This is a genomic window from Streptomyces albicerus, from assembly GCF_008905045.1.
GTDB lineage: Bacteria > Actinomycetota > Actinomycetes > Streptomycetales > Streptomycetaceae > Streptomyces > Streptomyces albicerus.
In genome coordinates, this window is the sequence record NZ_VWMY01000078.1 from 31,042 (window position 1) to 43,504 (window position 12,463).

At 73.1% G+C, this 12,463-nt stretch carries 2 protein-coding genes; both read left to right on the forward strand.

Features of this window, described 5'->3' with window-relative positions:
- On the forward strand, window positions 1–7,942 hold a 7,942-nt coding region (locus GAS53_RS57170; protein ID WP_404829413.1), incomplete at its 5' end, for an SDR family NAD(P)-dependent oxidoreductase.
- 14 nt (window positions 7,943–7,956) lie between these two features.
- On the forward strand, window positions 7,957–12,463 hold a 4,507-nt coding region (locus tag GAS53_RS45520), incomplete at its 3' end, for a type I polyketide synthase (protein WP_151483659.1).

The following is a 12,463-nucleotide window of genomic DNA, read 5'->3' on the forward strand; positions in this document are numbered from 1 at the left end:
CTCGGTGCAGGCCGGTGATGTCGCGGCGGCCGGGCTCGTAGGTGTCGCGCACCCGCTGCTCGCGGCGGCCGTGCCGGTCGGTGACCGGGACGAATGGGTGCTCACGGGGCGGGTGTCCACCGAGACACAGCCGTGGGTCGCGGAGCACCTGCTGCTCGGCGTCATGGTCGTGCCCGGCACGGGTCTCGTCGAGCTGGCCCTCGCCGCGGGACGCCACACAGGCAACGCCGTACTCGACGAGCTGGTGCTCGAATCGCCGCTGCTCATTCAAGAGGGCGTCACTCGCCAACTCCAGGTCACCGTCGGCGCGGCCGGCGAGGACGGCCGCCGCGAGATCGCGATCTACTCTCGGCCGGAGCACGCCACCGGCGACACCGAGAGCACCTGCCACGCCCGCGGCACCCTCGGCATCGACAGCGTGCCCGCGCCCGCCTGGCCGGAGCAGTGGCCGCCGCAGGACGCCGAACCGATGCCCGTCGACGAGCTGTACGGCCGTCTCGCCGACCTCGGGTACGACTACGGCCCCCTTTTCCACGGCGTGGAGGCCGTCTGGCGCGACGGCGACGAGACCTACGCCGAGGTGACCCTGCCCGAGGGCCACGAGGGCTTCGGCATCCACCCCGCACTGTTCGACTCCGCTCTCCAGAGCGGAGTGGTGCTGCTGACCGGCAGTGGCGGGGCGGCGCACCTCATGCCGTTCAGTTGGAGCGGTGTGCGGCTCGACCGGACCGGCGTGTCCCGGCTGCGGGTCCGCTCCACCATGACCGGCGGCACCTCGCTGCGGCTGGACGCCGTGGACGAGAACAGTGACCCGGTGGTGTCCGTCCGTTCCCTCGTCGTACGTCCCGTGGACCAGGAGCGCATCGACAGCGCGCGCGGCGACGCGCGGCAGTCGCTGCACACCGTCGACTGGGCGCCGGTCGAGGCGGGTTCCGCCACCAGCACGCCGGTGCTCGCGCGGATCGGCGCGGGGGAGACCTACGCGGACCTGGATGCCCTGGAGAGGGCGCTTGCCGAGGGCGCGGAGGCGCCGCAAGCCGTGCTGGCCGTCGTGCCCACGGTGGGTGCGGACGCCCCCGACTCGGTGCATGCCACGACCGTGCAGGCGCTGGAGTTGGTGCAGCGGTGGCTGGCCAGTGAGCGGCTGGGCGAGGCGCGGCTGGTGGTGGTGAGCCGGGGTGCGGTGTCCGTTGCCGGTGAGGCCGCTGACGTTGCACAGGCGGCGGTGTGGGGTCTGTTGCGCAGTGCGCAGTCGGAGCACCCGGGCCGGTTCGTCCTTGTCGACGCCGATGGTGAAGAGCCGGACTGGGGCGCGGTATTGGGCGTCGATGAGCCGCAACTCGCGGTGCGTGGCGGGCGGGTGTTGGTGCCGAGGCTTGCGCGGGCGGCGGCCGTGGTGCCCGAGCGGGCGCCGGTCTTCGACTCCGAGGGCACCGTCGTGATCACCGGCGGTACGGGTGGTCTGGGCGCGGTGTTCGCCCGGCACCTGGCGACCGTCCACGGCGTACGGCATCTGCTGCTGCTCAGCCGGCGCGGCCCGGCCGCCGACGGCGCCGCCGAGTTGGTCGCGGAACTGGAAGCGCTTGGCGCCCAGGCGCGCGTGGCCGCGTGCGACGTGGCCGACCGGGACCAACTGGCCGCCGTGCTCGGCTCGTTGGAGCGTCCGCTCACCGGCGTGGTGCACGCGGCCGGTGTCCTGGACGACGGTGTGATCGACTCGCTGTCGCCGGAGCACCTCGCGCGTGTGATGCGGCCGAAGGCGGACGCGGCCTGGCATCTGCACGAGTTGACCGCCGGCGCGGATCTGTCGGCGTTCGTGCTGTTCTCGTCGGTGGCTGCCCTCATCGGCAGCCCCGGCCAGGGCAACTACGCCGCCGCCAACGCGGCCCTGGACGCGCTCGCCGCGTCCCGCCGGGCCGCCGGACTCCCCGCCACCTCCCTCGCCTGGGGCCTGTGGGGCGACGCCGGCGGCATGGCGGGTGAACTCGGCGAGGCCGACCTGGCCCGCCTGGAGCGGACCGGAGTGGGCGCGCTGTCCCAGGAGCGCGGCCTTGAGCTGTTCGACTTGGCGCTCGGCGCCGACGCGGCGCTCCTGGCGCCCGTTCAACTCGACCCGGCCGCACTGCGCGCCCAGGCCCGGGCCGGTCTGCTGCCCGCGCTGCTGCGCGGTCTGGCGCCCGTCCCCGCCAAGCGCACCGAGACCGGCGGCTCGCTCGCGCAGCGCCTCGCGGGCGTCGCGGAGGCCGACCGGGAGCGGATCTTGCTGGACGCGGTGCGGGAGCAGGTCGCGGCCGTCCTCGGCCACGCCTCCGCCGCCGCGATCGACACCGACCGGGCCTTCAAGGACCTCGGGTTCGACTCGCTGAGCGCGGTCGAGCTGCGCAACCGGCTCACCCAGAGCACCGGCGTGCGCCTGCCCGCCACGCTGGTCTTCGACCACCCGACTCCGGCCGCCGTGGCGAAGCTGCTGCTCTCCGAGATCGGCGGGGTCGCCCCGGCGCCGAAGAAGCCCGCCGCGCGGGCGAAGCGGGGCACGACGGACGAGCCGCTGGCCATCGTCGGCATGAGCTGCCGCTACCCCGGCGGGGTGACCTCGCCGGAGGAGCTGTGGGAGCTGGTGGCGTCCGGCCGGGACGCGGTGGGCGGACTGCCCACCGACCGCGGCTGGGACCCGAACATCTACGACCCCGACCCGGACCAGCCCGGGAAGATCAACACCCGCGGCGGTGCCTTCCTGGAGCGGATCGGCGAGTTCGACGCCGAGTTCTTCGGGATCAGCCCGCGCGAGGCGACCGCGATGGACCCGCAGCAGCGGCTGCTGCTTGAGGCGTCCTGGGAGGCGTTCGAGCACGCGGGCATCGACCCGACGGCGCTGCGCGGCAGCGACACCGGCGTGTTCGCCGGCGTGGTGACCACCGACTACGGCGGCATGGCCTCCCCGGAACTGGAGGGCTACCGCCTGACCGGCACCACGACGAGCGTCGTGTCCGGCCGTATCGCGTACAGCCTCGGCCTGGAAGGCCCCGCGATGTCCGTGGACACGGCATGCTCGTCCTCCGCCGTCGCCCTGCACCTGGCCTCCCAGGCACTGCGCACCGGTGAGTGCTCGCTTGCCCTCGTGGGCGGCGTGACCCTGCTGGCCGGGCCCTACCTCCTCACCGAGTTCAGCCGTCAGCGGGCCGTGTCGCCGGACGGCCGCTGCAAGGCCTACTCGGCCTTCGCGGACGGCACCGGCTTCTCGGACGGCGTCGGCGTGCTCGTGGTCGAGCGGCTGTCGGACGCTCGGCGCAATGGGCGGCGCATCCTCGGTCTGATCCGGGGCAGCGCGGTGAACCAGGACGGTGCGAGCAATGGCCTGACCGCGCCGAACGGGCCTTCGCAGGAGCGGGTGATCCGGCAGGCGTTGGCGAGTGCCGGGCTGTCCCCGGTCGAGGTCGACGCGGTGGAGGGTCATGGCACGGGTACCAAGCTGGGTGACCCGATCGAGGCGCAGGCGCTGTTGGCGACCTACGGCCGGGATCGCGGGGGTGATCCGCTGTGGCTGGGGTCGATCAAGTCGAACATCGGGCATACGTCGGCCGCGGCCGGTGTCGCCGGTGTCATCAAGATGGTGATGGCGATGCGCCACGGCGTGCTGCCGCCGACTCTGCATGTGGATGCGCCGTCGCCGCATGTGGACTGGGAGTCCGGTGAGGTCCGGCTGCTGACGGAGGCGCGGGAGTGGGCTGCGGACGGGCGTCCGCGCCGGGCGGGTGTCTCGTCGTTCGGCGTGAGCGGCACGAACGCGCACATCATCGTGGAGGAGGCCCCGCCGGCCGAGGCGCCGGTGACGGCCGGGCGGGCTGTGCCCGCCGCTCCGCTGCCGGTCGTGGTGTCCGCGCAGACGGACACGGCACTGCGGGCCCAGGCTGAGCGGCTGCGCGCCCATCTGGCCGCGCGGCCCGAGGTGTCGGTCGTGGATGCGGCGTATTCGCTGGTGACGTCAAGGGCGCTGCTGGACCGCCGGGCCGTGGTCGTCGCCCAGGACCGGGACGAACTGCTGGCGCGGCTGGCCGAGGCGTCGGCCGGTGAGCCGGCGGTCGCGGGTAAGTCGGCGTTCCTGTTTACGGGGCAGGGGTCGCAACACCCCGGTATGGGCCTGGAGTTGGCTTCGGCGTTCCCGGTGTTCGAGCGGGCGTTGAGCGAGGTGTGTGCCGCGGTCGACCCGCTGCTCGGCCGTTCACTGCGGGACCTGATGGCCGAGGACGGCGACGTACTGAACTCCACCGAGTTCACGCAGGTGGCGTTGTTCGCGGTGGAGGTGGCGCTGTTCCGGCTGGCCGAGTCGCTCGGTGTTCATGCTGACTACCTGATCGGGCACTCGGTCGGTGAGATCGCCGCCGCGTATGTGGCGGGGGTGCTGTCGCTGGCCGATGCGGCTGAACTGGTGGTGGCGCGTGGCCGGTTGATGGGTGCGCTGCCTGCTGGTGGGGCGATGGTGGCCGTGCAGGCCGCCGAGGCCGAGGTCGCCGGGTCGCTGGCCGGGTTTGCGGGCCGGCTGGAGATCGCCGCCGTCAACGGACCGCTGGCCGTGGTCGTCTCCGGCGACGAGGACGCCGTAGACGAATGGCTGCCGCAGTGGCAGGGGCGTAGGACGACCCGGCTGCGGGTCTCGCACGCGTTCCACTCCCCGCGCATGGAACCGATGCTCGAGGAGTTCCGCGCGGTCGCCGAGCGGCTGACGTATGCCGAGCCGCGTATCCCGGTCGTGTCGAACGTGACCGGCGAGCCGGTGTCGGTCTTCGACGCGGAGTACTGGGTGCGGCACGTGCGTCAGGCCGTCCGTTTCGCCGACGGGGTGCGCACCCTGTGGGATCTCGGCGTGCGCCGGTTCCTGGAGCTGGGCCCGGACGCGGTGCTGTCCGCGATGGCCCGGCAGTGCATCGAGGACACCGAGGCCGCGTTCATCCCCGCCCTGCGGGCCAAGCACGGCGAGAGCGAGACCTTCGCCGGCTTCCTCGGCCGCGCCCACACCGTGGGTGTCGGCGTGGACTGGGAGGCGTTCTACGCCGGTACCGGCGCCCAGCGCGTGGAGTTGCCGACGTACGCCTTCCAACGGGAGAACTACTGGCTGTCCCGTACGGCCGGTGCCGGGGACGCCTCCGCTGCCGGGATGGACCGGATGCGGCATCCGATCCTGGCCGCGGCCGTGCAGGTCGGTGACCGCGACGAGTGGGTGTTCACCGGCAGCATGTCGCAGGAGACGCAGCCGTGGACGCGTGACCACGCGGTGTTCGGAATCGTGCTGGTGCCCGGTACCGCGATGTGCGAGATGGCGCTGACCATCGGCAGGCGGCTGGGCTGCGACGTCGTGGACGAGATGGTCATCGCCGCGCCGCTGGTCCTGGAGGACGAGGTGACGCGGCAGATCCGGGTCACGGTCGGCGCGGCCGGCGAGGACGGCCGCCGCGAGATCGCGTTCTTCTCCCGGATCGAGGCCGGCGAGGACGTGGTCACCGAGCTGACCTGCCACGCGCGTGGCTGGCTGTCCACCAAGGCCGAGCCACTCGAGCCGCTGCCGGTTCCGTGGCCGCCCGCCGACGCCGAGCAGCTTGCCGTGTCCGAGCTGTACACGCTGCTCAACCGCAATGCCCACCTCACCGACGTGGGCTTCGACTACGGCCCGGCCTTCCGTGCCGTGGAGTCCGCCTGGCGGCGGGGCGACGAGGTGCTGGTCGAGCTGGCGCTGCCCGAGGCGGCCGGTCCGGCCGACGGGTTCGCCATCCATCCGGCGATGTTCGACTCCGCCCTGCACGGCGGGCTCGGCAAACTCGACATGGGAGAGAACAACCCGAGCGGGCTGCCGTTCTCGTGGTCCGGTGTGCGGTTGGAACGCTTCGGCCTCACGCGGCTGAGGGTGCGGATCACGCTGCCCGACCCGATGTCCCTGCGGCTCGACATAGCGGGCGAGGACGGTCTGCCGGTGGCCTGCCTGCGGCGGCTCGACGTGCGCCCCGTGGAGCAGGCGCACCTGGAAGCGGCGCGGGGCGACGGCGAGCGTCACCTCTACGAGCTGGACTGGGCGCAGGCGCAGGCGCAGGCCGCTGCGTCCCGGCCCGTCAGGCTTGCCTCGATCGGTGCGGTCGGCGGGGCGGCCGCGGACCGGTTCGCCGATCTGGGCGCCTTGGAAAAGGCCCTGGCCGACGGCGCGACCGCGCCCGACGCGGTGCTCGCCGAGGTCGTCTCATCCGCAGGCCCCCCGGCCGGGGAGACGGCCGGGGAGACGGCCGTGGCGACGGCGGGGGAGACGACCGGTGACGCGGCCGGAGCTGCCCGGATCGCTGCCGGTGAGGCGCTGGAGTTGGTGCAGCGGTGGCTGGTCAGTGAGCGGCTGGGCGAGGCGCGGCTGGTGGTGGTGACCCGAGGTGCGGTGTCCGTTGCCGGTGAGGCCGCTGACGTCGCTCAGGCAGCGGTGTGGGGTCTGTTGCGCAGTGCGCAGTCGGAGCACCCGGGCCGGTTCGTCCTTGTCGACGCCGATGGGGAAGAGCCCGACTGGGGCGCGGTATTGGGCGTCGATGAGCCGCAGCTTGCGGTGCGTGGCGGGCGGTTGCTGGTGCCGAGGCTTGCGCGGGCGGCGGCCGGGGTGCCCGAGCGGGCGCCGGTCTTCGACCCTGAGGGCACCGTCGTGATCACTGGCGGTACGGGTGGTCTGGGTGCGGTGTTCGCCCGGCACCTGGCGGCCGCCCACGGTGTGCGGCATCTGCTGCTGCTCAGCCGGCGCGGCCCGGCCGCCGACGGCGCCGCCGAACTGCTGGCGGAGCTGGAGGGCCTGGACTGCCACGCGCGGGCCGTCGCCTGCGACGTGGCCGACCGGGACCAACTGGCCGCCGCGTTCGGCTCGTTGGAGCGTCCCCTCACCGGCGTGGTGCACGCGGCCGGTGTCCTGGACGACGGTGTGATCGACTCGCTGTCGCCGGAGCACCTCGCGCGTGTGATGCGGCCGAAGGTGGACGCGGCCTGGCATCTGCACGAGTTGACCGCCGGCGCGGATCTGTCGGCGTTCGTGCTGTTCTCGTCGGTGGCCGCGCTCATCGGCAGCCCCGGCCAGGGCAACTACGCCGCCGCCAACGCGGCCCTGGACGCCCTCGCCGCATCCCGCCGGGCCGCCGGACTGCCCGCCACCTCCCTCGCCTGGGGCCTGTGGTCGGACTCCGCGGGCATGGCCGCCCAGTTGGGGCAGAACGAGCTGGCCCGCCTGGAGCGGATGGGCTCCAAGCCGTTGACGGCCGAGCTGGGCCTCGGTCTCTTCGACCAGGCGCTCACCTCGGAGGGCGCGCTGCTGGCGCCGGTCCGGCTGGACATCGCGGTGCTGCGCGCCCAGGCCAGGGCCGGCACCGTCCCGGCCGTGCTGCGCGGGCTCGCGCCCGTCGCGGCCCGGCGGGTGGACACCCCGACGGTGTCGCTGCGCGACCAGCTGGCCGGTGTCGACGCCGCCGACCGGGAGCGCCTCGTCCTGGACATGGTCCGCACCCAGGTGGCGGCCGTGCTCGGGCACGCCTCGGCCGCGGCCGTCGAACCCGACCGCGCCTTCCAGGAGATCGGCTTCGACTCCCTCGCCGCCGTCGACCTGCGCAACCGGCTCACGCAGGCCACCGGCCTGCGGCTGGCCGCCACGCTCGTGTTCGACCACCCCACGCCAGCGGAGATCGCGCGCCTGCTGCTCGCCGAGCTCGGCGGCGGCACCGCGGCCGAGCCACCGATCGAGAAGGAACTGAAGAAGCTGGAAGACATGCTTCCCGCGATCGCCGACACCGAACGGCGCCACGTGGCCGAGCGCCTGCGCCGCCTGCTGTCCGTCGTCTCCGAGGACGGAGAAGCGGAGAGCACGGCCGAGCGCATCGAAGCGGCCACCTCCATGGACGAGGTCTTCCAAATGATCGACGCCGAGTTCGGCGAAGCGTGACAAGGGGCGGGGAAATGGCAGAGAACACCGACCAGCAGGAGAAGCTCGCCCGCTATCTCAAGAAGATGGCGAGCGACCTCAACCAGGCCCGCGCGCGCCTTCGCGAGTACGAGTCCCGTGACGGGGAGCCCTTGGCGATCGTCGGCATGAGCTGCCGGTACCCCGGCGGGGTGACGTCGCCGGAGGACCTGTGGGAGCTGGTGGCTTCCGGTGGCGACGGCATAGGCCCGTTCCCCACCGACCGCGGCTGGGACCTGGAGAAGCTCTACGACCCGGACCCGGACCGGCTCGGCACCGTGTACGCCAGGGAAGGCGGGTTCATCGACGGCGCCGCCGAGTTCGACGCCGACTTCTTCGGCATCAGCCCTCGCGAGGCGACCGCGATGGACCCGCAGCAGCGGCTGGTGCTGGAGGCGTCCTGGGAGGCGCTGGAGGACGCGGGCATCGACCCGACGACCCTGCGCGGCACCGCCACCGGCGTGTTCTGCGGCGTCGGCCCGTCCGACTACGCGTCCATGCCCGCCGGCACCCTGCCCCAGATCGAGGGCTTCCGCCTGACCGGATCCACCACCAGCGTGGTGTCCGGCCGCGTCGCCTACAGCCTCGGACTCGAGGGCCCCGCGGTGTCCGTCGACACCGCCTGCTCCGCCTCCGCCGTCGCCCTGCACCTCGCGGTGACCGCACTGCGGGCCGGCGAGTGCTCCCTCGCCCTCGCCGGCGGTGTCACCGTGCTGTCCGGGCCGTTCCTGCACATGGAGTTCAGCCGCCAGCGCGGTCTGGCCCGCGACGGCCGCTGCAAGGCCTACTCGGCGTCGGCCGACGGCACCGGCTTCTCCGACGGCCTCGGCCTGGTCGTGTTGGAGCGGCTGTCCGACGCCCGGCGCAATGGGCGGCGCATCCTCGGTCTGATCCGGGGCAGCGCGGTGAACCAGGACGGCGCGAGCAACGGCCTGACCGCCCCCAACGGCCCCTCCCAGGAGCGGGTCATCCGGCAGGCGCTCACCAACGCCGGTCTGACACCGGCCGACGTGGACGCCGTCGAGGGCCATGGCACGGGTACCAAGCTGGGTGACCCGATCGAGGCGCAGGCGCTGCTGGCGACGTATGGCCGCGAGCGCGAGGGCGACCCCCTGTGGCTCGGCTCCATCAAGTCCAACATCGGCCACACCTCCACGGCCGCCGGTGTCGCAGGCGTCATCAAGATGGTCATGGCGATGCGGCACGGTGTGCTGCCGCCGACCCTGCACGTCGACGAGCCGTCGCCGCACGTGGACTGGGAGTCCGGCTGCGTCGAGTTGCTGACCGAGGCCCGGGAGTGGACGGTCGATGGCCGTCCGCGCCGTGCGGGTGTGTCGTCGTTCGGCGTGAGCGGCACGAACGCGCACATCATCGTCGAGGAGGCCCCTGCCGAGGAGCCGGCCGACACGGAGACGCCGGCCGAGGTGACGCGCCCTGCCGGTGCCGTGCCCGTCGTCCTCTCCGCCCGCAACGACGAGGTGCTGCGGGCACAGGCGGAACGACTGCGGGAACGCGTCACCGCCGACCCGGACGTGTCGGTGGCCGACATCGCCTTCTCGTCGGCGACCACTCGGGCCCTGCTGGAGCGCCGGGCCGTGGTCGTCGCCCGGGACCGGGATGAGCTGCTGGCGCGGCTGGCCGAGTTGACGGCGGGTGAGTCGGCTGTCGAGGGTAAGTCCGCCTTCTTGTTCACCGGTCAGGGTTCGCAACGCCCCGGTATGGGGCTGGAGTTGGCTTCGGCGTTCCCGGTGTTCGAGCGGGCGTTGAGTGAGGTGTGTGCCGCGGTCGACCCGCTGCTGGGCCGTTCGCTGCGCGAGTTGCTGGCCGAGGACAGTGACGTGCTGGGCTCGACGGAGTTCACGCAGGTGGCGTTGTTCGCGGTGGAGGTGGCGCTGTTCCGGCTGGCCGAGTCGCTCGGTGTTCGTGCGGATTACCTGATCGGGCATTCGGTCGGTGAGATCGCTGCGGTGTATGTGGCGGGGGTGTTGTCGCTGGCGGATGCGGCTGAACTGGTGGTGGCGCGTGGTCGGTTGATGGGTGCGCTGCCGTCGGGTGGGGCGATGGTGGCCGTGCAGGCTGCCGAGGCCGAGGTCGCCGGGTCGCTGGCCGGGTTTGCGGGCCGGTTGGAGATCGCCGCCGTCAACGGGCCGCTGGCCGTCGTGGTCTCCGGCGACGAGGACGCCGTAGTCGAGTGGCTGCCGCAGTGGGCGGGGCGTAGGACGACCCGGCTGCGGGTCTCGCACGCGTTCCATTCCCCGCGCATGGAGCCGATGCTCGACGAGTTCCGGGCCGTCGCGGAGCGGTTGACGTATGCCGAGCCGCGTATCCCGGTCGTGTCGAACGTGACCGGCGAGCCGGTGTCCGCCTTCGACGCCGACTACTGGGTGCGGCACGTGCGCCAGGCCGTCCGTTTCGCCGACGGCGTACGCACCCTGTGGGATCTCGGCGTGCGGCGGTTCCTGGAGCTCGGCCCCGACGCGGTGCTGTCCGCCATGGCCCGGCAGTGCGTCGACGACACCGAGGCCGCCTTCATCCCCGCCCTGCGGGCCAAGCACGGCGAGAGCGAGACCTTCGCCGCGTTCCTCGGCCGTGCCCACACCGTGGGTGTCGGTGTGGACTGGGAGGCGTTCTACGCCGGTACCGGTGCCCAGCGCGTGGAGTTGCCGACGTACGCCTTCCAGCGCGAGCGGTTCTGGCTGACGCCGGGTACCGCTCCCGGGGACGTGTCGGCGGCCGGGCTCATCGCCGTCGAGCATCCCGTCCTGGCCGGTCGGGCGCTGATCGGTGACCGGGACGAGTGGCTGTTCACGGGCCGTATCTCCACCACGCACCAGCCGTGGACGCGCGACCACGTCGTCATGGGCGCGATCGTCGTGCCCGGCGTCGCGCTGGTCGAGATGAGTCTGGCCGCCGGGCGCGAGGTCGGCTGCCCCGTGCTCGACGAGCTGGTCATCGAGGCGCCGTTGACGCTGGACGAGACGGCCGCGCGCCAGGTGCAGATCGTCGTCGGGCACGCCGTCGAGGACGGGCGCCGCGAGTTCGTCATCTTCTCGCGCCCCGAGGACGACGACACGGACGAGCAGCGCGAGGCGACCTGTCACGGCCGGGGTCGGCTCGCCGCGGAGGCCGGGGCGGCCGTATCCGCGTGGGACGTCGAGTGGCCGCCGCAGGACGCCGAGTCCCTCTCGGCGGAGGCGCTCTACTCGCGCATGGCCGACATCGGTTATGACTACGGCGCGCTGTTCCAGGGCGTGGCCGAGGCGTGGCAGGACGAGGACGCCGTCTACGTGGAGCTGGCGCTGCCGGACGACGCCGACGCGGGCGCTTTCGGTATCCATCCGGGGCTCTTCGACTCGGCGGTGCAGAGTTCGCTGTTCGGTGAGAAGGCGGACGACACGCTCGTCATGCCGTTCTCGTGGAACGGCGTCCGGCTCGGCCGGACCGGTGTGTCGCGGGCCCGCGCCCGGCTCACCCCGGTGGGCGAAGCCGCCTTCCGCATCGACATCGTCGACGAGCACGACGAGCCGGTCCTCAGCATGGACAAGCTCGTGTTCCGTCCCGTCGACCGGGCCCAGTTGAAGCGGGCCGCCGACACACAGGGTTCGCTCTACCGGCTGGACTGGACGCCGGTCATGGCCGAGGCCGGTCAGGCCGCCCGTGTCGCGGTGCTCGGCGGGCTGCCCGCCGAGGGCGAGGCCTTCGCGGATCTGGCCGCGCTGGAGCAGGCCGTCGCGGAGGGCATGCCCGCGCCGGAGCTGGTCCTCGCGGGCGTGGAGGCTCCGGGGACCACGGCGGCCGCCGCGGAGGCGCTGGCGCTGGTGCAGCGGTGGCTGGCCGCCCCGGCGTTGAGCGCGGCCAAGCTGTCCGTGGTGACCCGGTGTGCGGTCGCCGTCGGCGGCGAGGCCCCGGACGCCGCGCAGGCCGCGGTGTGGGGTCTGCTGCGCAGTGCGCAGTCCGAGCACCCTGGGCGGTTCCTGCTGGTCGACCTCGACGACGACGCCGTGGTCGAAGGGCTGCACTGGGGCGGGTTGACGGAACTCGACGAGCCGCAGCTCGCGGTGCGGGGCAGCCGGGTGCTGGCGCCGCGGCTGGTCCGCGCCGCCGCCGGTGAGTCGGCGACCTCGTTCGACCCCGAGGGCACGGTGGTGATCACCGGCGGTACGGGTGGTCTGGGTGCGGTGTTCGCCCGGCATCTCGCCGCCGCGCACGGCGTACGGCATCTGCTGCTGCTCAGCCGTAGCGGCCCGGCGGCCGAGGGTGCGGGCGAGTTGGTCGCGGAGTTGGCGGCGGTGGGCTGTGAGGCCCGCGTCGTCGCCTGCGATGTGGCCGATCGGGAGCAACTGGCTGCCGCGCTGGGCTCGTTGGAGGGTCCTGTCACGGGTGTGGTGCATGCGGCGGGTGTCCTGGACGACGGCGTGGTTGAGTCCATGACGGCCGAGCAGCTCGATCGCGTCATGCGGCCGAAGGCCGACGCGGCCTGGCATCTGCACGAGTTGACCGCCG